This is a genomic window from Paenibacillus sp. S150, assembly GCF_019352175.1.
Classification (GTDB): domain Bacteria; phylum Bacillota; class Bacilli; order Paenibacillales; family Paenibacillaceae; genus Paenibacillus_AQ.
Map to the genome: position 1 here is coordinate 1 of NZ_JACBYI010000068.1, position 23,512 is coordinate 23,512.

Below are 23,512 nucleotides of genomic sequence, written 5' to 3' on the forward strand. Positions count from 1 at the left end.
ACAGACTGCGAGTTACCTAATCCAAAAACTGCAAAAGCTAGGGTTCCAAGTGGAACTGACGCCCACCACGGGATAACCATTTTAAAAAAAAATGAAGTTCCACGATAGGACCTCTGACAGTCAATTACCCTTTCGAGCTGTAAAGCGGTAAAGCTTTTTTTCGTATAAATTGGACGGAAAAGTTTTAAAGGAATCGCGGGAAAAAAGCTGGCTCCATCTAAAAATTAGGGGCCGTCACTAAGTGCGGACATAGCGGAGGGCCAGAGGAATTCTGGAGAAACGATAGTGTTCGCTTTTAAAGACCGGTTTCAACCTGCAATCTTATTTCAATCAGGAAACCGGGCTTTAGCGCGGCCGGAAGAACCCTCTGAACCCGCAGCGGACTTCATTCACATCGTCAACCGCTGATTTTGGTGTTGAGCCAAAAAGGTAATTTTAGTAAAAAGGTAATTGAATGTATAGGAATGGAACCGGCGAACCTGAAAACGCTGATGGAACGCAAGGAGGTTCATAGGGAACGGAAGCGAAGTGTAAAAAGTAACACTAATGGGCTGGAATTCTGGCTTCAACGGGCTTTAGTGGGAATTTGTACACTTAATAGAGGCCCACTCCCTCCATATGGCTGATTTCAGCCGGATTAGTTGTACTTTTTCCCACTGGGGATGATCTAGAATACTAATGCGCTGCCTTAGTTGTACTTTTTCCCACTAGGGATGATCCAGGATACGAATGCGCTGCCTTAGTGTTCCTTTTTACCACTAAAATGGCTGCCCTTTTTATTAATGTTTCAAGTTCATATTAAGTTAGGCGTATTCCCCGTAAGGGAGAGAAACGGATCGGTTAGGTATTCTTTTTCCCGCTAACGCAAGCGAAAAAGGGAAAGTGGGGATTAAGTTTCCTTTTTCCACTTGGGCGTAGCCACCGGGTCTGAGCAGGAAGGTCTTGGAGGAATCGGGGAGGAAGAGCTTCAGCCGGCCAGGGGAACCGGAGAGCCAGGGAACCGCAGCCAGCCTTACACCTGAAATGCAAAAAGCTGCGCTGCCCGCTCAAGGGCGGCATAGCCGGTTTGTTCAAAGATAAGAATATATAGGTTTCACGCTATAAATTAGCCTTATCTTTCTCGCTGAAACGGATACCGTCCTTATCAGGACGGCGAAGCCGTTTCCACTTGTTTGCCATACCCCGAGCCAATCTTTGGGGAAGCTATGGCTCCATAGGCATATGCTATTAAGCATATTGCTTCCATATCTTAGACGATAACCGCCCTGGAGGGTTATAGTAGGGATAACTATTTCGAACAGAGGAGTCCTCGCCATTGATTCAAAAGGTGTTATCCACTCTGGTAGAGGTGATTGTGCCGCTGTCCATTCCAGTCATATCGGGTGCGCTGCTTGGACGGTTCAAGAATCTCGATACCAAGCCGCTGTTAACATTGTATCTGTATTTCCTCAGTCCGGCGATCATTCTGGACACGCTCGCAACGGCTGAAATTTCCTTCGATGATGTGTACAAAACGCTTGCCTTCTCGCTGCTGAATCTGCTGGTGCTGTGGGCGATGGCCAGGCTTATTGGGAAGGTTCTGAAGCTGGCTCCGCCGGAGGCAGCGGGTCTGACCCTGATCTCCACGTTTACGAACAGCGTCAATTACGGTCTGCCGCTGGTGCTGCTGGCCTTCGGGCAGCTTGGCCTGGACAAAGCCTCGGTCTATGTCATCGCCCAGATGGTGATTGTCAACACCATCGGAGTTTACTTTGCGGCAAGGTCACAGTTTTCCGTTAGAAACGCCGTCCGTTCGGTATTCTCTCTGCCGGCCATCTATGCGGCGATTCTGGCTCTGCTTCTGCGGGCACTCGGCTTGCATATGCCGCATGAGATTGCCTCGGGAGTGTCGATGGTAGCCGGAGCGTATTCGCCGGTGGTGCTGGCCATACTCGGTGTGCAGATGGTCAGGGTGCAGACCGCACATGCTGCACGCAATATACAGCTGGCATTCTGGACAGGCATGTCGGTACGCCTGCTGCTGGCTCCGCTGACCGCAGCGCTGCTGCTGTACCTGCTGAACATTTCGGGAACGCTGTTCGCCGTCCTGCTCATTCTGGCCTCCATGCCGGTTGCGGTCAATTCTGTTGTACTGGCCGAACGCTTCGGCAGCTCGCCTTCGTTGGTGTCACGGTGCATCCTGTGGACAACGCTGGCCTCCTTCCTGGTGCTGCCGTTATTAATCGCTGCCGTAGGCGGCAGCTAGACTCCCCCGGTGAAATCCATATATCCTGCTGCCCCCGTTGCTCTGCATACTCCGCTGTAAGGCGGGGTGTTTGCATGCCCGGAGGATGAAGGCTGGCTGCAACCTTTTGAAGGGTTAACCGTCTGAAAGGAAGAAGAAGCCAATCCTATACATGCAAATCCCATAAAGAGGTGACAGGAATGAAGAAAAATAACATAAAACAACTCACATTAACGGCAGCGGCCGTACTGGCTCTGAGTTTTGCCGGTCAAAGCTTTGCAGCGGCTGCGTCGTTCCAGGATCTCTCCGGAATACCTGCCAAAGATAAAATCCTGCAGCTCCAGCAGAGAGGCGTCATTCATGGTGTGAGCGACTCTCAATTTATGCCGGATGCGGCGGTTACAGCGGCCCAAGGCATTCAAATGCTCGTCAATGCATTCGAGCTGAACATTGATTTGCTCCGGTTCATCAAGGCGCCTCAGGCTACCGACTATTTCGCCAGTGCCAATAATGATGCCTGGTATGCAAATGCCCTGATTATTGCGGCTAACAATGATATTGGCTTATCTGCCGATCTGGACCCTGCGAAGAACTGGACCCGTGAGGAATTCACCCATCAGCTGATCCTGACGATCGAGAAGCACAGCAATCTTCCGATGATCAAGATTATGCCGGTGGATATTGCCGACAATGCTGACTTTACCAACGGCTATGACGGCTCCATTCAACGGGCGCTGGCGCTTAGGATTGCCACTCTGGACAGTGCCGGCAAGTTCCATCCGGCGGCCGGTATCACCCGTGCTGAAGCGGCGGAGATGATCTATAACGCCTTGGATTATATCGCTGCACATCCGGCTCCATCCGGCGGCCTGCCGGAATAAGCACGCCGAAGCCTTCCGAACGAACGGCAGCAATGCAAAAACCGTAAGCCTCATCGAAGGCATAGCCGGCAGTAAAACCAGCTTGTCTTGCCGCTTCAGATAAAAAGCGCCATAGCTGCCCCCAACGGCCTCCGCCAGTCTGCCGATAAAAATACGTGCCGCCGTCTGCATCTGCACGGAGCCTTGAAGCAGCAGAGCCATTTCGTAGACCTGGTCATTGATCCAGGCCTGTTCTTCAGCCTTCAGCCGCAGCGTGCGTTCTTCAGCAGTTTTGTGCTGCAGATCCACCGCCACGGCGTGGAAGGAACCGGCCAGCTGCCCGAATTCATCCTGCGGCTGGTCCGCTTGCAACGAGCTGCCGACGGTGCCGCGGGCAATATCTCTGGAGATCTGCATGATCCGGTTCATGCCGCGCGTAATATTCCGCAGCACGCCGATAATCAGAAAAATAGACAGGGCAATACCGGCAGCACCCAGCCCCAAAGTGGCTGCCTGCGGAACCCCGTCCATATAAATGCTAGATATAGAAATCATACTGCCGAACAGCAGTATCGAGATCAATGCCGCTAACCAAACCTGATGTTTTATTCTCATGCTCGCCCGCCCTTGTTCAGTTATTGTCATTAGAAATTAATTATACTTTTAATAGAATGGCGAAGAGAGAGGCAAAGGTGAGAAAATGCTGTTTATACAGCATTTTCTGGCGTTTCTATGAAATTCATGCTTATAGTGTGCACGTAACCGGCGGAGGCGTCTGGTGCCCCGCCGCCCCTTGCCCGCTGCCTTGTTCAAGGCATGACCTCCTGCCCCGCCGCCGACGGCCTGCTGCTGTCTTGTGCCGGGACTTTCGATGGCCGAATTGGTTCCGCCTGTACTGTAGGTTCCGCCGCCACTGCCAACCTGAGTCGCCGAGGAAGTGCGGCTGCCCCTGGGAAGCTTAACGGTTTGATTATTAATGACAACAACAATCTCCCTGCCGTGCAAATAGGGGGGCGGAAATTGCGGTTTGCCTCCGCGCCGCCGCCCTTTGGTTCCCAGGTTCGCTGCGTTCCCTCCAGCCCCTACACTCTGCTGCTGCCGCGTATAGGGAGACGCGATGGCCGCATTGCTGCCGCCTGCGCTGCTTCTTCCGCTCCGCTGGCGATCTGTGTGGTATTCGCCGCATTGGTATATTGGTTGTTGATGACGAACACCAGCCGTGCTACTCCCGCAAGCGGGGTACGGGTAATAATCCGCCGCGCTCCTTTTTGAATAATGACGGTAATCCGGTCCTGCCGTTTCGCTTCAGGTTTAGCCACCCGCCTCATCCCTCCTGTAATATAAGTTTCCTTATCATTAATGCTTATCTGCGGGAAGGGTGAGCAATCCGGGCGCTCCGGGACAATAAACCAGCGGCTGCCTAAGGGAAGGCGGCCCGGAGGATTTTGGAGCGGAGACCGTAATTTCCGCTGTTAATACTTAAAATTTTGCTTGTATGGAGCGGACAGAGCGTGTAAGATATACGAAGGTTTTTAAAAAAACACATCATAACAACTCATATAATCTTGGGAATAGGGCCCATAAGTTTCTACCGGATAACCATTGCAATTATCCGACTATGAGTGAAATAGCGCATCTAGGGTTCCGCTTTTTTGTGCCATGGCATGAGAGGGGCTGGTCCAAGCGATGCGGACACGTATTTGTGTTACACCACTAAGGGACAAAAACCCAGAAGGACAGATTCACTTGAGAGAAGCGCTCAAGGGGATCTGTCTTTTTTTAGATAAAAATTTATATATTTCAAGCTTTAAATTATCATTCTCTCTCACGCAGTAACGGATACCGTTCTATAAGGACGGCGCAGCCGTTTCAGCTTGTTGAACAGGAAAGGTTGTCTGCATTATGAAAGTATTAGAGGAACGCATTAGGCAAGAGGGCTTGATTCTGTCGGATACGGTGCTGAAGGTGGACTCGTTCCTGAACCATCAGGTGGACACGCAGCTGGTGCTGCAGATCGGGGAGGAATTCGGGCGGATCTTCGGACATCAGCCGGTTACCAAGGTGCTGACCGTTGAGGCCAGCGGCATTCAGTTCGCCATGGCGGCCGGAATTGCGCTGGGAGTGCCGTTCGTTTATGCCAAGAAGAAGAAAGCCGTTACCCAATCCGAGGCTGTCTATTCCGCACTGGTCCACTCCTTCACACGCCAAGAGGATTACCGTATAAGCATCTCGCAGAAGTACTTGGGTCCGGAGGATAGAGTGCTGATTGTCGACGATTTTCTGGCTACCGGAGCAGCGCTTGTGGGGCTGGCGGATATCGTTGACGAGTCTGGAGCAGAGCTGCTGGGTGTGGGCTGTGTGATCGAGAAGAGCTTTCAGCAAGGACGCAGCCTGCTCGAAGACAGGGGCATTGCTGTGCATGCTCTGGCAAGAATCTCTTCAATGGCGCCTGGAGAGGTTCACTTCATAGAGCATATACCTGCAGAAGAAGTCATCAAGGAGAGTGCGGAATGTTAAGCAAACAAAAATTATTTGCCCTGGGGCTTCAGCATGTGCTGGCTATGTATGCCGGAGCTGTAATTGTGCCGCTTGTTGTTGGAGGGGCGCTGAATCTGAGCGGAACGCAGATGGCCTACCTGATCGCCGCAGACCTCTTCACCTGCGGGCTGGCAACACTGCTGCAGATTATCAGCAGCAGGCATTTCGGCAGCGGGCTTCCGGTCGTGCTGGGCTGTACGTTCACTGCAGTCAGCCCGATTATTGCCATCGCCTCCGGCTCGAATCTGGCGACAGCCTACGGCGCGATTATTGTCTCCGGGCTGTTCGTTGTTCTGGCAGCCCCGATCTACGGGAAGCTGCTGAAGTTCTTCCCTACAGTGGTTACGGGATCGGTAGTAACGATCATCGGGCTGTCACTTATTCCGGTAGCGATGAACAATGTGGCCGGCGGCGAGGGCAGCGCCGATTTCGGCGCCCCCCGCAATCTGCTGCTGGGCCTTGTCACCCTCGCCGTGATTCTGGCCGTGAACCGGTTCACAACGGGATTTCTGCGTTCGGTATCCGTATTGGTCGGACTGGCGGCCGGAACCGTGATCGGCTATGCCATGGGCCTCGTTCATTTCTCCACCGTGGGCAGCGCCTCCTGGGTCAGCATCGCCCGCCCGTTTTATTTCGGGTGGCCCGAATTCAGCATTACCGCGATCTTTACGATGATTATCGTCAACATCGTCTCCATGGTCGAATCCACCGGTGTGTATTTCGCCGTAGGCAAGGCCACGGACCAGCAGGTGGAGCAAAAGCAAATCGTGAACGGCCTGCGCTCCGAAGGCCTTGCCATCATGCTGGGAGGCCTGTTCAACGCCTTCCCGTATACGGCCTTCTCCCAGAATGTCGGCCTGCTGTCGCTGACCCGCGTCAAGACGCGCAATGTGATCTTTGCGGCGGGAGGAATCATGATCGTGCTCGGGCTGCTGCCGAAGCTGGCTGCCCTGACGACCGTGGTGCCGAATGCTGTGCTGGGCGGGGCCATGATTGTCATGTTCGGCTCGGTGGCGGCATCCGGGATGTCGATTCTTTCCGAGGTTGATCTGCGCAAGGACGGCAATCTGCTGATTGCCGCCTGCAGTATCGCTGTGGGCCTGGGCTCGGCCGTCCTGCCTTCCATGTTCGAGCAGCTGCCTGAGTTCGCCAGAATGCTGCTGCAGAATGGAATCGTATCCGGCTCGCTGACAGCGATTATCCTGAATATCTTACTCTCCAGAACGCAGGAGACCGCAGCCCAGGCTGCCGCAGCGCCTGAAGTGAAGTGAAAATTTCTGTCCTCAAATACTAAAAAGTTAGCCTGCCGATTCCGAAATAAAATGGAATCGGTTTTTTGCTTTATCTGCTAAGTGTTCCAAGGTATAATTTGCTAACCGCAGCTGAGAGGGGGGAGACGATGAAGAAATACTGGCTTAGCTTCACAGGCAGCATGCTGCTGGTTCTTGTTCTTCCGCTGCTCTCAATCCTTCAGCTGGTTACGGATCAGCAGAACAAGCCGGTCATACGGCAGGGAGTCATGGACTTACGGGATTGGGACTTCGGTAACGGGGGCGTGGTCCGGCTTAACGGAGAATGGGAGTTCTACCGCGATGCGCTGCTTGGCCCCGAAGACTTCCGGCCTGCGGCTGCAGGCGCGTCCCTGCCTGCTGTCTCCGCGATGATTAACGTCCCTGGCAAGTGGAATCATGTTATCTCCGCCAGCGGCAAAAGCAAGGCGAAAGGCTACGCAACCTACCGGATGCAAGCCACGGTTACTCCCGGCGGAGCCGTCGTCTATGGACTTAGAACGAGCAATATCCGTACGGCCAGCAAAGTGTATCTTAACGGTCAGGAGATTGGAAGCAGCGGCAGTCCGTCCGCATCGGTCTCCTCCGGAAGCCAGAAGAATATTCCTTATATGGGCTTCGCCGCAGTCACGGGGGACAGGCTGGAGATTATTGTACAAGTGTCCAACTACAGCTATTCTTCGGGCGGAATCATCCGGCCGATTGTGATCGGCGGCCAGGCCGCCATTCTGAAGCACAGGGAATTTGCGCTCTTTGCGGATGGGGCGGCGCTGTTCGGATTTTTTATACTATCCGTATTTTTGCTGATGTTCTCCAGGGTCAGGGAAGGCCGGGGAATTACGCTGTATCTCGGTTTGTTCTGCATGGCGGCATTCGTATATACGCTGACCCACGGAGAGAAGCTGATTGCAAGCGGCCTGCCCGGACTCCCCTATGAAATAGTCTTGAAGCTGCAATTAGCCTCATCGGCACTGGTCTACTATTATTTGCTCCGGTATGCAGCCCATTCCATTAACTACCCGATGCCCCGGGCGGTGATGACAGCCTCCAGGCTGATTACCATTCTGCTGATGGTTACAGCGGTATTTGTACCTGCTTATTATTTCAGCTACCTGGAGCCTTTTCTGCTTACCTGGAGCACCGTCAGCCTCAGCTTCCTGCTGTATGTCATGATCAAAGGCACGAAACAGAACCCCGATAATATGTTTCTCATGATGGTCAGCATAGAGAGTCTCAGCGTGGTGATTCTCTATTATCTGGTCAGTATATCGCGTCTGACGCCCAGCTATTCTGTGATTTCTTACGAGATTATTCTGTTCGGGTTCGTTCAGGCTATTGTAATGGCCCGCAAATACAGATCCTCGTTCCTTGAGGTAGAGCAGCTGTCCCGCCGCCTGATTACGCTGGATGGTCTGAAGGACGACTTCATGGCGGACACCTCGTACGAGCTGCGCAAGCCGCTGCAGAGCATCGTAAATATGGCCCAGACCATGTCTGAAGGTGCTGCAGGAGCGCTGAATCCGCAGCAGCAGGGGCAAATGTCGATGATTGTCTCCACCGGGAAGCGGCTGGCTTCATTAATCAACGACATGTCGGATTTCGCCAAGCTGAACCATGGAGATATCTTTTTGAAGCGTCAGGCCGTGGATTTGCGAATGGTTGCGTCCTCGGTCATGGAGGTGACCAGCCATGTGTCGGCCAAGGCGGGGCTGGCCTTCAGGCTGGAGCTGCCTTCGCCTCTGCCGCTGCTGGAGACGGACGAGGAGCGGCTGGCTCAAATTCTGTTCAATTTATTGTCAAATGCTGTGAATCAGACCCATGAAGGTGTGATAACGCTCTCAGCCCGGGTTAAAGAAAAGTATGTTGCCGTCATTGTGGAGGATACCGGCCCGGGAATTGCCGCTGAACGCCTGCGGACGATCTTTGACGCGTACAACCCGGAGGCGAAGACTGCCACAAAAGCCTATCAGGAGAACGGCCTGGGCTTAAGCATTACTCAAAAGCTGGTGGAATTGGGCGGCGGGCGGATTGAAGCCCGGTCGGAACCCGGCCGGGGCTCAGTGTTCACCTTCACCGTGCCGATACTAAAGGAAAAGACAGCCTTTACAGATCAGGAGATACCGGAGCTTACCGGATGGGAGACGGCGGCGGCTCTGGATATGCCGGGTGGGCTGGCTGATCCGCCCGGAGGGGAAGAAAGCTGCTTCATCCTGATTGTGGATAATGATCCCGTGAACCGTCAGGCGCTGGCTAATGCGCTGCGGCTGGAGAATCACACGGTCATGACAGCGGAGAGCGGATCCGAGGCGCTTCTGCAAATGCGGGATTATTCCGAACTGGATCTGGTCATTACCGATTGGGTTATGCCCGGGATGCCCGGCCTTGTCTTATGCAAAGCCATCCGGGGGCGCTTTGTCCTGTCTGAGCTGCCCATTCTGGTGCTTACGGCCAGCAACCGGCCGGAGGATATCCAAGCCGCCTTTGAGGCGGGCGCCAATGATTACTTAAGCACACCGGCAGATCTTCGTGAATTCAGAGCGCGGGTACGCACACTGCTGGATATGCGCAAATCCATCCGCACCTCGGTGCAGACGGAAATCTCCTTTTTGCAGGCCCAGATCAAACCGCACTTTCTGTACAATGCCCTGAATGCCATCATCTCCGTTTGCCCGGATGATCCTGAAATGGCGACGGAGCTTCTGCTGGAGCTCAGCCAGTATCTGCGCAGCAGCTTTGACTTCCAGAACCGCGGGCAGACCGTGCCGCTAGAGAAAGAGCTGGAGCTGGTAAGGTCCTATCTGGCACTGGAAAAAGCGCGTTTCGATGACCGCCTGAACGTTGCCTTCGATGTGCCGGAGGATATGATGGGGCTGGTGCCGCCGCTCAGCATTCAGCCGATTGTGGAGAATGCCGTAAACCACGGCCTGATGCAAAAGGAAGCCGGGGGTACAGTTACCCTGTCGATCAGGCAGCTGCCCCGGCAGCTTGTCGTTGCCGTCTCCGATGATGGCATCGGCATGTCTGCCGAGCGGATCGCCGTTGTGCTGTCTGAAGAGCGTACCGAAGGCGGCATCGGCCTGAAGAATATACAGCGGCGGCTGCTCAAGATGTACGGGGCCGGCCTGTCCATAACAAGCGTGCCCGGTCAGGGTACAACAATCTCTTTCACCATACCGCAAGCAAGCGCATCCCGAGACTAGTAAACAAGAGGTGACACATCCCCATGAAGGCGATATTGATCGATGATGAAAAACCTGCATTGCAGCACCTTGAACGTCTGCTGGTCAAGGATGGACGGCTGGAGATCCGCGGGAAATATACCTCTGCCCGGCTGGGGCTGCAGCATTTGCAGCAAGAGAAGGCCGATATTGTGTTTCTCGATATCGGCATGCCGGAGATGAACGGTCTGGAGGCGGCAGAGCATATAGGGACCCTCGACCGCAACATCCGCATCGTCTACATCACAGCATACACGGAGTATGCCATTGAGGCCTTCGAGCTGAACGCGGTGGATTATCTGCTGAAGCCGGTGACCGCCCAGCGCTTAAGCAAAACACTGGAACGGCTGGAGAGCCGCGGGAAGCAGCCCGGACAGGAGAGTGGGACATCCGCAGACCCCCGGAGCCTTTCCATTCTCTGTTTCAAACGGCTGGAATTTCTGGACAGCGGCGAGCCGGGGAGGAAACTGCAGTGGCGGACAAGCAAGGCACAGGAGGTATTCGCCCTGCTGCTTCATAATCGCGGGCAATGGATGCTCAAGGACACCATTGTTGATCTGGTATGGCCGGATTTCAAGCCGGAGAAAGCGGTCACCAATCTGCATACAACGGTCTATCATATCCGCAAGCTGCTGAAGACCTGGGACATGGGCGTGCTTGTTGAATTCTCGCAGGAGCGCTACCGGCTGACCTATGAGAATATATCCTTTGATGTGGAGGACTTTGTTCGGGGCTGGCGTGGAACTCCCGTGGAATCGGATCAGGAGCTGGCCGGCAGGGAAGCGGTGCTGTCCCTGTATCAGGGAGATTATCTGGCCGAGCACCACTACGATTGGGCGGAGCCGAGACGCAAGGAGCTTCAGGCAGCCTACCTGCAGATGGCGCTGCGTTCAGCGGAATATGAACTGAATTTGTCCCGGCCGCGGGAAGCTCAGGCCCGGCTGCTCTCCCTGCAGAAGGTGGACCCTTACTCAGAGGAGATTTGCCGGCTGGCTCTTCGGAGCTACGCCGACCTGGGAGACTTCATCGGATGCAGGAATCACTATGACACATACAAGGCGCTGCTGCACAGCGAGCTGGGCATCCATCCGGGCAGCGTCATGGACAGCTGGGTTCAGAAGGTTCTATGAAGCCGGCTGCCGGACCGATCTGCTGCTTCGGCACGGAGTGCCGCTGCCATGGCATTGTTTGCCTTGAGCCTGCCGGCCTCGCTGTTTGTGCTCCTGTTCCGGGTACCTGTGCTTCCCGCCGGCTCTTCCGGCAACCGCTGCGTGGATAAAGCTGCCCTCGGTCTTATGATCGAAGAGGCAGCTTTTTTTGCAAACAATTGAATTCTTTGATGATTTTGACACATAATGATCAATTGTATGGTTAAATTTGTGACTTATTTTACCGTTATATTATATGGATAACCATATGAGTTGAACCGGAATTCCGGGTTTAACGGGCTTTAGCGGGATTGTACACTTGATGGTGGCCCGCTCCCCTTTTTATTATTGTTTCAAGTTCAGCTTATACAGATGGTTTCTATGAAGGAGGTGATGGATTGACGAGTAAACTCAATGCTGCAGCCGCGCTGCTGCTCGCGCTGCTGCTGGCTTCCTGCAGCGGCAGCAAAGCGGCAACCGAACCCTCCGCGGCTGCGAATGGCCCTGCGGCCGCAACTCCTGCTCCTTCCGCCGGATTCCGGAGCATCGATACCCGGAAAGAACGGCAGGTGCTGAGCGCTTTTATTGCCAGGCAGCTTACCGGCCCTTACGGCGTGTATACCACTCTGCTGGAGGCAGACCAATCGGGTGAAGCCGCAGCCGGTCACGAGGTGCTGAGTGAATCGGCCTCGCTCCTGATGAGAGCAGCCGTGCTTGCCGGGGATAAGGGTCGGTTTGCCAACGAGTGGAGGCTGGCCGAGCGAACCTTTGATATGCAGGGCGGCTTCAGCTACCGCTACAGCCCCGAGCTGCAAAAGCGGTATCCCGTGAATGCGGCTGTGGATGATCTGCGGCTGATCGGCGCCCTGTATGAAGCCGGACAGGTTTTTGACGAGCCGGACTATACGGGGCAGGCAGATAAATACAGCCGGCGCTTCTATGATAATAATGTAAAAGAAGGATATATGTACGATTTTTATGACAATATTTACAAAACCACGAACAGCTTCGTAACTTTGTGTTATATTGATTTAAGTGTATTGCGAAAAATGTCGATTTCTAGCGAATTGCGCGATGTATTATTGCATAACATGGATGGAATTCTGCAAGAAGGCTATCTCTCGGATTCGTTCCCGTTCTATGAGACGAGATTCGATTATCATACCGGAGCTTACAGCTCGGAGAACATCAATACGGTGGAATCGCTGCTGAGCATCCTGCATCTGGCGGAGGCAGGCCGGCACAAGTCCGCCAGCATCAGCTACATCAAGGAGCAGGTTGCGGCGGGAACGCTGTACGGGCAATATTCCCGTGACGGCAAGCCGCTGAATGATACCCGTTCCACGGCGATTTATGCCTTGACGGCCATGATTGGCGCAGAGCTTGGGGACGATGCTCTATACCGTTCAGGCATTGAACGCATGAATGAATTCCGGGTTCAGGACTCGGACAGTCCGCTGTACGGCGGGTTCGGCAATACGGATACCGGTCAGGCGTATTCTTTTGACAATCTTATGGCTCTATTGGCGTATTCTTATTCACTCTAAACCACAGCAACGAAGGTGAACCAGCATGATGGACAGCAACATTGTAAAAACACCCTTGCAGCAGCATTTGATGCCTGCCGGACTGCGGGTCCCGCCCGCATTTGTAGCCGCCTTCGGAGTACTTCTGGTTACAGTTATTGCTTTGTTTACGGCTCCCTACATAGGAATGGCCGACAATGGTGACTTTTTCCGCAACATATACAGCAACGGACTCTATTTCAGCCTGCCTGACTATGACAGCAAGTATTTTGGCTATTTTGTGAAGCAGTATGGAATCTATCAATATTATAACGAGAATGGCGCCACGCTGGATTCCTCGCAGTCGCTGTTCATCAGGCTGGCTGTCGGCCTGAATAAGCTGCTGTTCAGCAGCACGGTGTTCGACATCCGCTTTCAGGCGGCTATATACACGGTGCTTTATGCTGCTGCCGTCTATCTCCTAATCGAGGCGGTCACCTGCAGAATGTCACGCAAGCAAGGCATGATTATTGCCGTTCTTGCTGTTTTTGTGTTCGGGGATACGGGATACACCGCCTATTTCAGCTCCTTCTACAGTGAAAGTGTCGTTATGATCATGATGATCCTCGTCTTCGCCTCCTGGCTGCTGCTCTGCCGCAAAAGATACAACGACTATGCCCTTCTCGGCCTGTTCGTCCTCAGCAGTGTCATTCTGACAACCTCCAAGCAGCAAAATGCTCCGGTGGGCATAATTATTGCTGTGCTCGGAATATCGCTTGCCTGGGTCCGGCGGGACCGTCTGTTCCGCACGCTTACGTTTGTCTCGATGGCGCTCCTGATGCTTGCGGGAATTGCCACCTACCTGAACATCTCCAGAGAATTCGTGAATATCAACCAATATCATGCCATGACCCGCGGGGTGCTGAAGGAATCCTCCAATCCGGAGGCCGCGCTGAAAAGCTTCGGAATTGATCAGCAGTATGCCATTCTGAAGGACAGCATCTATTACGAGCAGTACGGAACAGTGGATGTGAATTCGCCGATTCTGCAAAAGGATTTCTACAGCCGTTACGGCTTCGGCCCGATTCTCAAATACTACGCCGCGAACCCGGATCAGCTCAGCTCGATCCTCAATGTGGCGGCCCGAAGCGCCTTTTCGATCAAGCCTGCGGCGATGGGCAATTATGAAGAATCGGCAGGCAAGGCCTTCCGCGCCCAGAGCCATTTCTTCACCGCCTACAGCCTGATTAAGCAAAAGCTTGCACCCAAAACCTTCGGCTTCATTCTGCTCTGGATGGCGCTGGTTATCGGCCTCTACATGCCTTCCTGCGTGAGGGCGGCCAGAGCCCGGGATATGCGGGGCCTGCAGCGGATGGTGCTGATTCTGGCGAGCATGGGAGTGGGCCTGTCGGGGATTTTTGTCTCGATTATCGGAGCGGGCGACGCCGATATCTCGAAGCATGAATTCCTGTTTACCTTATCCTTCGATCTGGTCACCTTCATGCTGGCTGCAAGCGTAATTGGCCGCAAGGCAGCTGCGAGCCGCCGGCCCGCAGCCACCGCAGCAGGCCAGTATACCGAGGTACAGGAGAGTGTAGGCGCATGAACCGCCGGAGGCTTGCCATTCTGCTGCTGCCGCTGATCACCGCCGCTCTTGTAGTCCTGTCCGCCGCTCCGCAGGCTCAGGCGGGGGCGACGCAGGAACCGTCCGCTCCGCCGAAGGTGCTGCTCCTGTATGATAGCCTGGGCAAGGGAACTGCCCGGGAAGGCAATGTAAGTGAGCTGCAGCGGCTGCTGTCAGCCTTTGGCACCCAGGTTACGCTGCTCAGCCTGAACCGTTACGAGCAGGGGACCCTGAATTCCTTCTCCCGGACCATCACCGTAATCAATGCGGCAGATATTGTCCCTGCGAACCGGGCTTATCTTGAGGATCTGGAACGCTACCAGGGTCAGAGCCTGCATGTGGGTTATCATCCTCCGGCAAGGCTGCTGCAGGCGCTGCAGCTGACCACGGGAGTTACCGGCGAAGACTACGCCGACCTTACCGTCGGTGAATTCACCGGCTCCAGTCTTCAGGTAAGCGGTATGCCTTATATGGCGGCCGTGAAGGCGGAACGCACCTATGGCAGCTTCACGCTGGGGAGCAGCGGCCGCAAGCTGCCTTATGCGGCAACGGGCGGGCAATATACGTATGTCCCTTATCTGGAGCAAGGGAACGCCAGTGTAATCGGCATGGCTTATGTGCTGAAGGATTGGCTGGAGAGCAGGGCGGCTGGACCGCAGACCTATCTGGTTCTGAAAGAAATCTATCCGTTCTCCGATCTTGCCCTGCTGGAAGAAACGGCGGAACGTCTGTACAAGGCCGGCATTCCGTTCATCGCGAGTATCCGTCCGGTATTCAGCAATACCGGTTACCCTGCGATGCAGCGCTATCTGGATGCCCTTAAGGTGGTCCAGTCGAGGAATGGCAGCATTCTGGTCAATGCGCCTGTAGTCATGCCGTCGATTAACAGCAGCGATCATTCGCTCGGGGAGAAGATGAGCGCATTTGTGGATCTGCTGGTGAAGAACGGCATCGGACCGCTTGGCGCCGGGGCTGACTTGCACTGGACCTATGATAAGGAGTATGCGGAGGCCGGACTGGGCTGGTTTGACTCCGCCGTGCTGTTCCCGGACGGGAACGTTCTGCACATGGAGCAGACGAATGTATCCAAGGTCTTTGCGTCCTCGCTTTACAGTCTGACGCCGGAGTTTCTGCAGGGGCTTGGCCACACCCCGCGTGCGATGCCGCAGCTTCCGCTGGATACGGCGGTCACCGCAGACCTTCCGGAAGATGAAGCCGGCCTTCAGGAGCTTCTGCAGACCCTGGACCGGCAGTGGATCTCTTTTGCCGATTACAAGCAGACAGCCCATACGGCCGTTACGGATATTAACACTGTGGCATCGGCGGACGGGGTGTTGTCCGTGAACGGAGTGCCCCTGAATGTCGATTATGTCCCGGAGGCGGTCAACAGTGACTACCGGTACAAAGAAGATCAGCTCCAAAGCTTCACGAAGCTGTTCAGTGTGCAGAATCAATTTTTTATCGTTGTGATTATTACCGCACTGCTGATGTTCGGCGGCCTGATCACCATCGGGTACCGCCTGTACCGCAGGAAATATTTGAAATAACGAAACCTGGAGCTTAGGAGAACAACATGACGATCTCGGATGTGCTGATGGTAATTGCAGTGATCTGCATCTGGTCCCTGCTGCTGGTCAACGTGGCTCTGATTATAGCGGGCTATCTGTATTACATTAAAACTGAAAATGAGGATGTCCCGGAGATTCAGGGCGAATATCCCTTTGTTACAATTATGGTGCCTGCGCACAACGAGGGCGTTGTCATCAGCCAAACCGTGGAATCCCTGCTGGCGCTCGAGTACCCGCATGACCGGTATGAGATCATTGTCATTAACGATAACTCCTCCGACAACAGCGCAGAGCTGCTGGGCCGTATTCAGCGCCGCCTTCCGGAGCGCAATCTGATTATTATCAACACGGATGCGGTTACGGGCGGCAAAGGGAAGTCAAATGCGCTGAACATCGGCTTTACCCGCAGCAAGGGTGAATTAATTGCGATCTATGATGCAGATAATACACCGGAGAGAACCGCGCTGAAGTATCTGGTTGCCGAAATTATGAATGATGCCACGCTCGGAGCGGTGATCGGCAAATTCCGGACCCGCAACCGCGATGCGAGCCTGCTCACCCGTTTCATCAATATAGAGACGCTGTCGTTCCAATGGATGGCGCAGGCCGGCCGCTGGAAGCTGTTCAAGCTGTGCACGATTCCCGGCACCAACTTCATTATGCGCAGGTCGATTGTGGAGAGCATCGGCGGCTGGGACGTCAAGGCGATTGCCGAGGATACGGAGATCAGCTTCCGCATTTACATGATGGGCTACCGGATCAAATTCCAGCCGAAATCGGTCACCTGGGAGCAGGAGCCGCAGACAGTGAAGGTCTGGTTCAAGCAGCGCACGCGCTGGGCGAAGGGGAATATCTATGTGATTGTCAAAAATATCCCTCTGCTGTTTGACCGGTCGGCGGCCAAGATCCGCTTCGATATTCTGTATTATCTGTCCATCTATTTCCTGCTGCTGATCTCGCTGGTCACCTCCGACCTGCTGCTCGTGCTGCATGCTATGGGCTATGTGCATACAACCATTGCCGGACTCAGCAGCTTCCTGTGGCTGCTCGCGGTCATTCTGTTCGTGGTGGGCATCTTCGTCACGCTGACGACAGAGAAGGGCGAGATGAGCCTGTCCAATCTATGGATCATAATGCTGATGTATGTATCCTATTGCCAGCTGTGGGTGGCCGTTGCCGCTTACGGACTATACCACTACCTCAAAGACGTCATCTATAAACGGGAAGCCAAATGGTACAAAACCGAACGCTACTGAAGCATCGGGAAGACAAGAAATCAGGGTACAGGTGATATGGACTATGATGAAAAAAAAGATGATGATATGGGCGCTCTGCCTCTCCCTTTTACTGCTCCCGGTTCAGGCGGCATCCGCTGCGGCCGCAGTCCCGGACGGCGGAAGGCTGACGTATGAGACTCCGTTTGCCGGCAGCTCACTTACCGGGACAAGCTCGCAGCAGCAGTATTTCACAGTGATGGATTACTGGAATGTGGAGGATCTGAAGATTAATCTGCATTTTCAGATTTCGCAAATCACCGGGGATCAGATCTCCAGTGTCACGCTGTCCCTGAACGGCAGCCCTTTCTACTCCTTCAGGCCCTCTCTGCAGAACAACGGAGAGCAGAGTATGGCAATTGCGGCCCCGAAGGGCTTCCTGAAGGATGGGGTGAACACGCTGAGCATTCAGGGGTACCTGCGGACAGCAGCAGAGAATAACCAGGTCTGCTATGTGGACAACACACCGGATAACTGGCTGCATCTGTTCAATACCTCCAGCGTTGCGGTGGGCTATACGCTTAAGGCTCTGGGCGGCGGCATCAGTGATTTCAGCGAGCGCTTCTCCGGTATGGATTATGTGAAAAGGGGACAGAGCCTCCTCAGTGTGCCGGATAATGCCAGCGGCTCCGAACTGGAAGCGGCCGCCTATGCCTTATCGGGCTTCGCCAAGGGCAATACCCTGGAGGACAAGACGCTTCCGCTGCTGCCCTACAGTGCGGAGGCCATCAGGGACAAGGGGCTTGTAGTTCTGGTCGCCCTGGCAGACCGTGTGCCGGATGAGCTGAAGCGGCAGCTTGATTCTTCCGTCGATCTGGCGGGTCAAGCCCTGATCCAGCTGGTGGACAAGGATAACCGGCCTACCCTGGTGGTCACCTCCGGCGATGAGAGTCTGCTGATCAAGGCGGGGCGGCTTCTTGCCGGCAGCCAGCTGGTCAGCCAGATCGGCGATGATCTCAAAATTGTCGAAGATGCCACCGAGGTCGCGTCTCCGGCACTTGCCATCAGCTCGAATGTAAGCTTCACCGAGACCGGTGATAAGCTGACCGGCCCGAACCATCAGGAGCAGACCTACTTCGTCTCCCTGCCGTCCAACCGCTCGATTGCCGATTCCGGCAAGATCAGCCTCGATTTCCGCTATGCGGAGAATCTGGACTTCGGGCGCTCGCTGGTGACGGTGAGCATTAATGATACGCCCATCGGCAGCAAGAAGCTGACGAAGGAGCTGGCGAACGGCGATATTCTGAATCTGGCGATTCCGCAAAGTCTGGACATCTCCGGCAATTTCTCGGTGACGGTGGCTTTCGATTTGGAGCTGGTGAACGCCCCCTGTACACTGAATACGGGGCAAATGCCCTGGGCCTACATCAGCAAGGAGACGGAAATGCAATTGAATACCAAGGACCGCACGGATCTGCTGTTCAACAATTATCCGTATCCGTTCCTGCGCGACGGGATCTATAACCATGTGGCGGTTGTTCTGCCGCAGAAGATGGACAGCTACACCTATCTGAGCCTGGCGAATGTCTTCAATCTGCTGGGTCAATATGCGGATGGCAATACAGGGGACGTTCACTTCTACACCGACACAGTCAGCGCAGATCATCTGAAGAACAACAATATCATCGCTATAGGCTCCTATGCCGGCAACAAGGTGATCCGAGACAATAATGACAAGCTGTATTTCCGTTACAGCAAGGACGGGTCCGCGTTCCTCTCCAATGAGAAGCTCAGCATCGATCAGCAGTATGGGGCGGAGATCGGCACGCTGCAGCTGCTTGAGTCGCCTTATGAGAGCGGGCGCGGCCTGCTGGCGGTGACAGGAGCCGGTACGGAGGAAATCTATCTGGCCTCGAAGCTGATCGCAAGCAGTAAGGACAAGTGGAAGGTGTACGGCGACGGCGTGATTGCCGACAAGGACGGCAATGTCAGAGCGTACCGCTTCAAGACGATTGCCGGCAGCGCGAAGGATTCCGCGCTGCAGCAAATCGCCGGGCGCAGTGATGTTCTCGGATTTGTGGCGGCGGCCGTGCTTGCAGTGACGCTGGTGCTTGTGTCGCTGCTTCTGCTGTTCCGCAAACATATGAAGAAACGTGGTGATAAGCGTGAGACGTAACCGCAGCAGCCTGTTCTCCGATCTTGCCTTTCTGACGTTTCTGGTGCTGGTGTTCGTATGTATAGTGTTTATTGCAGGCTCGCCGGATCATTATATTCAGAACATTATTATTTTGAATATCGCTTTTCTGCTGGCGCTGGTCACCTATTTCACCACCGTTACTGCGGGGCTGGTGCTGAATCTTGCGTTTATCTTCGGCTATGGCTTCTTTGTCCTTTACCAGACGGTGTCCCAGGGCATGACTATTGGTGTCAATACGTATTTCTGGCTGATCATGACTCCGCTGCTGACGGTTGTGCTGTGGTTCTTCACCTCAACCACCCGGGAGCTTCAGGCGGAGAATGAGCGGCTGGAGAAGCGAACGGCCGCCCTGGCTACGGTTGACGAGAACACGGATCTGCGGAATACCCTGTCTTTTCAGAAGGATTCCAGTTTGTTCACGGGCATTTCCACCCGCTACAATATTCCGCTGACGCTGCTTGTGGTCAAGGTGAAATATTGGAATGAAATCCGCCGCCTGATCCCGGAAGAGCAGCTGTCCGAGGCGATCTACGATGTATCCCAGCTCAGCCAATCCAGTATCCGCACCAATGATGCGCTGTATCTGCTGGATAAGGAGGATGCCACCTGGGGGCTGCTGCTGTTCACGGACCGGGAAGGGGCCAAGGTTGTGATCGAACGGATTAAATTCAAGCTGCAGGAATTGAATGACACGGAATTCTCGGCGAAATACAAGGTGAATCTCGGGCTGAAGATCGGCGCGGTGCAGTATGAGGCAGAGACGATCGAGAATCCGTTCGACTTCATTCTGCAAGCCAAGAAGCAGCTGGAATATGATGTATAGCTGGGAGGCAGGTCTGGACCCGGAGCCAGGGCTGTACTAAAATTAGTCTGTCTGCTGCTGATTGCCGGCAGCACTGGAGCTAATTGTACGGAGCCCCGAGCCTCAGCTGCCGGAAGTGCCCAATCAGGCAACCGGCTCCCGGGGTATCGGAACAAGGAGGCGGAGAGAATGGATTTGGGTCTTGCAGGGAAGTCGGTATTTGTTGCAGCTGCCAGCAAGGGGCTGGGCCTTGCCACCGCGCTGGAGTTTGCGCGCGAAGGCGCGAAGGTTACGATTGCCAGCCGGAGCCTGGAGCAGCTTGGGGAGGCACGGCGCATTATTGCGGAGGCAACAGGCCGGGAAGTGGCGGCGGCGCAGATGGATGTGACCCGTGCCGAGGATATCCGGCGGGCGATAGAGTCCGCCGCTGAATACGGAGGCGGGCTGGATGTGCTGGTCACCAACGCCGGCGGGCCTCCGGGCGGCGGCTTTGAAGAGATGGCGGACACCGACTGGGACGGCGGCTATGAGCTTACGCTGAAGAGCACGGTGCGCATGATCCGTGAGGCACTGCCTTACCTGCGCGAAGGCGGAGGCGGGCGCATTGTGGGTGTCAGCTCGGTATCCATCAAGCAGCCGATCCGCGGGCTGATCCTCTCCAATGTCTTCCGGGCGGGTGTGAGCGCGCTGTTCAAGACGCTCGCGGCCGAGCTTGCCCCGGAGGGCATTCTGATTAATTCGCTTGCGCCCGGGCGTATTGGCACAGACCGGATTCTGCAGCTGGACGGCAAGCGGGCGGAGGCCCGGGGCATTCCGCTTACACAGATCGAGCAGGAGGCGCTGGTCCAGATTCCAATCGGAAGGACCGGCACCCCGGAGGAATTCGGCAAAGCTGCTGTGTTTCTTGGCTCTTTTGCCAATAGCTATATTACCGGCCAGTCCCTGCTGATTGACGGCGGGATGGTGAAGTCGCTGTAAGCAACTTTACTTTCAGGGCGGACAATGGATTAATTTAGGTGGTTGACTCTGCGCCTGTGATCGCGTATGATAGTATGGCGTGTAAATCTGTGGATTTAGTTATCTCCCAAGAGATCGCTTCATTTTGCCATAGAGATTGTATATGTACGGGAAGGAGGTTACTACAATGAAAGAAGGCATACATCCTAAATTCAACCAGGTGATTTTTCTGGATGCCAGCGTAGGTTTCAAATTCCTGAGCTCGTCCACCAAATCGTCCGGTGAAACTATGGAATGGGAAGACGGCAACACTTATCCAGTGATCCGTGTGGACTCCAGCTCCGCATCCCACCCGTTCTACACCGGTAAACAAAGAGATACCGAAACTGGCGGCCGTGTTGACAAGTTCAAACAACGGTTGGCTCAGAAGAAATAATAGCTTGGACCGCACAGAGGATGTTCCGCAGCCATGCAGATGGCAGTTGGAAGGTCCTCTTTTTTTTGAAAGAATTTATAAGTTTTGGGGGAAGCGAAGCTTATCCGTTATTTCACGGCTGCGCTGTAAATGAAAGAATGGATCGGGACTCCGGCCAGGCAAACTGCGCGATTGCGTTGGCCGCAGCCGGCAGGACGAGGGAATCAAAGGCAGAAGTACCTTTGAATTCGCCCGAAGCCGGCTGGACGGTGAAATCAAAGGCAGAAGTGCCTTTGATTTCGTCCAAAGCCGGCAGGAGGAGGGAATCAAAGGCAGAAGTGCCTTTGAATTCGCCCGAAGCCGGCAGGACGAGGGAATCAAAGGCAGAAGTGCCTTTGAATTCGCCCGAAGCCGGCAGGACGGTGAAATCAAAGGCAAAAGTACCTTTGAATTCGCCCGAAGCCGGCAGGACGAGGGAATCAAAGGCAGAAGTGCCTTTGAATTCGCCCGAAGCCGGCAGGACGGTGAAATCAAAGGCAGAAGTACCTTTGAATTCGCCCGAAGCCGGCTGGCTGGTGGAATCAAAGGCAGAAGTGCCTTTGATTTCGTCCAAAGCCGGCAGGACGAGGGAATCAAAGGCAGAAGTACCTTTGAATTCGCCCGAAGCCGGCAGGACGAGGGAATCAAAGGCAAAAGTACCTTTGAATTCGCCCGAAGCCGGCAGGACGGTGAAATCAGCGCGAAATGATTCTTCTCCTCCCCACTGAAATGGCAGCATTCTTATATAGGACGCCGATAGGCGTCTTTCTTAAAAGAGAATTTATATGTTTCACGCTAATAATTAGCCTTATCTTTCTCGCTGAAACGGATACCGTCCTTATAAGGACGGCGAAGCCGTTTCCACTTGTTTAGGAAATTGTGCTTATCGTCAATTGTGGATAAGGCAGGTATGAAGTTAGGGCAAAATTATAATGCGTCTTAATCGTGCTGAATGGTGCTGAGTCTGCTGAGTTGCTGGGTTGCTGGGTTGTGCTGAGTCTGCTGAGTTGCTGAGTTGTGCGGAGTTTGCTGAATCGTACTGAGTTGTGCTAAGTCTGCAGAGTTTGCTGAATGGTGCTGAGTCTCCTGAGCCGTGCAGAGTCTGTGGGTTCTATGTTTTGCAGGAGGAAGCGCGAAATAGAGCGGGTCCAACCGAGGCCGCTACCGGGGCAGGGACAGGGACGTGAAGTGGAATGGAGTGAATGAATTGGAATTCGCAAGAATTAGTACACTTAAAATGGACGGAAAAGTGTTAAAGGAATCGTGGGAAAAAGCTGGCTCCATCTAAAAATTAGGGGCCGTCACTACGTGCGGACATAGCGGAGGGCCAGAGGAATTCTGGAGAAACGATACTGTTCGCTTTTAAAAACCGGTTTCAACCTGCAATCTTATTCTAATCCGGAAACCGGGCTTTAGCAGCGGCCGGAAGAACCCTCTGAACCTGCAGCGGACTTCATTCACATCGTCAACCGCTGATTTTGGTTTTGAGCCAAAAAGGTAATTTAGTAAAAAGGTAATTGAATGTAAATAAATTGAACTGGCGTACCTGAAAACGCTGATGGAACGCAAGGAGGTTCATAGGGAACGGAAGCGAAGTGTAAAAAGTAACACTAATGGGCTGGAATTCTGGCTTGAACGGGCTTTAGTGGGATTTTGTACACTTCATGGAGGCCCGTTCCCCCCATACGGCTGATTTCAGCCGGATTAGTTGTACTTTTTCCAGGCCTGTTGATTAGCTAAATTATGGATGAGGAAAAACCAGATCGTTTGCTAAATAGACCCTCCACTCCACGGGTAAGGTTTGTAAACTAAACAAGCGACCAAAATCGGCAAACGTCAATCGGGCACTCCAATGAACCACCGTGTTTCCTTGGTCGAACAGGAACTTCAGCAATACGTAAACCAGCAGAGCAG

The 23,512-nt window shown here is 54.1% G+C and carries 17 protein-coding genes, 1 pseudogene and 1 riboswitch; of the genes and pseudogenes, 15 read left to right on the forward strand and 3 right to left on the reverse strand.

Annotation, left to right across the window (positions count from 1 at the left end):
• Positions 1–1,315: 1,315 nt before the first annotated feature.
• Positions 1,316–2,245: an AEC family transporter gene (locus HYD27_RS30645; RefSeq protein WP_219221581.1), complete on the forward strand. Its 930-nt coding sequence runs from the start codon at positions 1,316–1,318 to the stop codon at positions 2,243–2,245.
• 179 nt (positions 2,246–2,424) lie between these two features.
• Positions 2,425–3,105 (forward strand): S-layer homology domain-containing protein, encoded by a 681-nt coding sequence (locus HYD27_RS30650; RefSeq protein WP_219221582.1) that lies wholly within the window; start codon positions 2,425–2,427, stop codon positions 3,103–3,105.
• A 339-nt stretch (positions 3,106–3,444) separates the two neighbouring features.
• On the opposite strand, the pseudogene HYD27_RS33035 reads toward HYD27_RS30650, so the two are convergent.
• Together HYD27_RS33035 and HYD27_RS32275 are read right to left on the reverse strand one after the other, a co-directional pair.
• Positions 3,445–3,729 (reverse strand): annotated as a pseudogene (locus tag HYD27_RS33035) (hypothetical protein); the annotation flags it as partial.
• Between the two features lie 437 nt (positions 3,730–4,166).
• Positions 4,167–4,403 (reverse strand): hypothetical protein, encoded by a 237-nt coding sequence (locus HYD27_RS32275; protein WP_228745438.1) that lies wholly within the window; start codon positions 4,401–4,403, stop codon positions 4,167–4,169.
• Positions 4,404–4,619: 216 nt separating this feature from the next.
• Positions 4,620–4,723, forward strand: a riboswitch (purine riboswitch).
• Positions 4,724–4,986: 263 nt separating this feature from the next.
• On the opposite strand from HYD27_RS32275, the gene HYD27_RS30665 reads away from it, so the two are divergent.
• The 13 genes from HYD27_RS30665 (at position 4,987) to HYD27_RS30725 (ending at position 21,580) form a co-directional block, all read left to right on the forward strand.
• The gene (locus tag HYD27_RS30665) at positions 4,987–5,601 is read left to right on the forward strand and encodes a xanthine phosphoribosyltransferase (protein ID WP_219221583.1); all 615 of its coding nucleotides are present in this window, start codon (positions 4,987–4,989) and stop codon (positions 5,599–5,601) included.
• Positions 5,595–6,893: a nucleobase:cation symporter-2 family protein gene (locus HYD27_RS30670; protein ID WP_219221584.1), complete on the forward strand. Its 1,299-nt coding sequence runs from the start codon at positions 5,595–5,597 to the stop codon at positions 6,891–6,893. Before HYD27_RS30665 ends, HYD27_RS30670 begins: the two co-directional genes overlap by 7 nt.
• 128 nt (positions 6,894–7,021) lie before the next feature.
• A complete protein-coding gene (locus HYD27_RS30675; RefSeq protein ID WP_219221585.1) occupies positions 7,022–10,111 on the forward strand; it encodes an ATP-binding protein in 3,090 nt (1,029 codons plus the stop codon).
• A gap of 23 nt (positions 10,112–10,134) precedes the next feature.
• Positions 10,135–11,259 (forward strand): response regulator, encoded by a 1,125-nt coding sequence (locus tag HYD27_RS30680; protein WP_219221586.1) that lies wholly within the window; start codon positions 10,135–10,137, stop codon positions 11,257–11,259.
• A 48-nt stretch (positions 11,260–11,307) separates the two neighbouring features.
• Positions 11,308–11,460: a hypothetical protein gene (locus HYD27_RS30685; protein WP_219221587.1), complete on the forward strand. Its 153-nt coding sequence runs from the start codon at positions 11,308–11,310 to the stop codon at positions 11,458–11,460.
• A gap of 215 nt (positions 11,461–11,675) precedes the next feature.
• Positions 11,676–12,824 carry a hypothetical protein gene (locus tag HYD27_RS30690; RefSeq protein ID WP_219221588.1) on the forward strand — a complete coding sequence of 383 codons (1,149 nt, stop codon included), beginning with the start codon at positions 11,676–11,678 and terminating at the stop codon, positions 12,822–12,824.
• 25 nt (positions 12,825–12,849) lie between these two features.
• A complete protein-coding gene (gene wsfD / locus HYD27_RS30695; protein WP_219221589.1) occupies positions 12,850–14,388 on the forward strand; it encodes a glycan biosynthesis hexose transferase WsfD in 1,539 nt (512 codons plus the stop codon).
• Positions 14,385–15,953 (forward strand): hypothetical protein, encoded by a 1,569-nt coding sequence (locus HYD27_RS30700; RefSeq protein ID WP_219221590.1) that lies wholly within the window; start codon positions 14,385–14,387, stop codon positions 15,951–15,953. The genes wsfD and HYD27_RS30700 overlap by 4 nt, the downstream gene beginning before the upstream one ends.
• A gap of 26 nt (positions 15,954–15,979) precedes the next feature.
• Positions 15,980–17,230: a glycosyltransferase family 2 protein gene (locus tag HYD27_RS30705; protein ID WP_219221591.1), complete on the forward strand. Its 1,251-nt coding sequence runs from the start codon at positions 15,980–15,982 to the stop codon at positions 17,228–17,230.
• Positions 17,231–17,273: 43 nt separating this feature from the next.
• A complete protein-coding gene (locus HYD27_RS30710; RefSeq protein ID WP_219221592.1) occupies positions 17,274–19,364 on the forward strand; it encodes a cellulose biosynthesis cyclic di-GMP-binding regulatory protein BcsB in 2,091 nt (696 codons plus the stop codon).
• Positions 19,354–20,208: a diguanylate cyclase domain-containing protein gene (locus HYD27_RS30715; protein WP_219221593.1), complete on the forward strand. Its 855-nt coding sequence runs from the start codon at positions 19,354–19,356 to the stop codon at positions 20,206–20,208. Before HYD27_RS30710 ends, HYD27_RS30715 begins: the two co-directional genes overlap by 11 nt.
• Positions 20,209–20,376: 168 nt before the next feature.
• Positions 20,377–21,165 (forward strand): SDR family oxidoreductase, encoded by a 789-nt coding sequence (locus HYD27_RS30720; protein WP_219221594.1) that lies wholly within the window; start codon positions 20,377–20,379, stop codon positions 21,163–21,165.
• A gap of 166 nt (positions 21,166–21,331) precedes the next feature.
• The gene (locus tag HYD27_RS30725) at positions 21,332–21,580 is read left to right on the forward strand and encodes a type B 50S ribosomal protein L31 (RefSeq protein WP_074088414.1); all 249 of its coding nucleotides are present in this window, start codon (positions 21,332–21,334) and stop codon (positions 21,578–21,580) included.
• Positions 21,581–21,692: 112 nt separating this feature from the next.
• On the opposite strand, the gene HYD27_RS30730 is transcribed toward HYD27_RS30725, so the two are convergent.
• Positions 21,693–22,337 carry a hypothetical protein gene (locus HYD27_RS30730; protein WP_219221595.1) on the reverse strand — a complete coding sequence of 215 codons (645 nt, stop codon included), beginning with the start codon at positions 22,335–22,337 and terminating at the stop codon, positions 21,693–21,695.
• Positions 22,338–23,512: the final 1,175 nt, after the last annotated feature.

Excerpts from the sequence above, each read along its gene's own strand:
- HYD27_RS30720 (WP_219221594.1), top strand. The coding sequence starts at position 20,377 with ATGGATTTGGGTCTTGCAGGGAAGTCGGTATTTGTTGCAGCTGCCAGC.
- HYD27_RS30730 (WP_219221595.1), bottom strand. The coding sequence starts at position 22,337 with ATGCTGCCATTTCAGTGGGGAGGAGAAGAATCATTTCGCGCTGATTTC.
- HYD27_RS30700 (WP_219221590.1), top strand. The coding sequence starts at position 14,385 with ATGAACCGCCGGAGGCTTGCCATTCTGCTGCTGCCGCTGATCACCGCC.
- HYD27_RS30675 (WP_219221585.1), top strand. The coding sequence starts at position 7,022 with ATGAAGAAATACTGGCTTAGCTTCACAGGCAGCATGCTGCTGGTTCTT.
- wsfD (WP_219221589.1), top strand. The coding sequence starts at position 12,850 with ATGATGGACAGCAACATTGTAAAAACACCCTTGCAGCAGCATTTGATG.
- HYD27_RS30650 (WP_219221582.1), top strand. The coding sequence starts at position 2,425 with ATGAAGAAAAATAACATAAAACAACTCACATTAACGGCAGCGGCCGTA.
- HYD27_RS30725 (WP_074088414.1), top strand. The coding sequence starts at position 21,332 with ATGAAAGAAGGCATACATCCTAAATTCAACCAGGTGATTTTTCTGGAT.
- HYD27_RS30670 (WP_219221584.1), top strand. The coding sequence starts at position 5,595 with ATGTTAAGCAAACAAAAATTATTTGCCCTGGGGCTTCAGCATGTGCTG.
- HYD27_RS30685 (WP_219221587.1), top strand. The coding sequence starts at position 11,308 with ATGGCATTGTTTGCCTTGAGCCTGCCGGCCTCGCTGTTTGTGCTCCTG.
- HYD27_RS30665 (WP_219221583.1), top strand. The coding sequence starts at position 4,987 with ATGAAAGTATTAGAGGAACGCATTAGGCAAGAGGGCTTGATTCTGTCG.
- HYD27_RS30705 (WP_219221591.1), top strand. The coding sequence starts at position 15,980 with ATGACGATCTCGGATGTGCTGATGGTAATTGCAGTGATCTGCATCTGG.
- HYD27_RS30680 (WP_219221586.1), top strand. The coding sequence starts at position 10,135 with ATGAAGGCGATATTGATCGATGATGAAAAACCTGCATTGCAGCACCTT.
- HYD27_RS30710 (WP_219221592.1), top strand. The coding sequence starts at position 17,274 with ATGATGAAAAAAAAGATGATGATATGGGCGCTCTGCCTCTCCCTTTTA.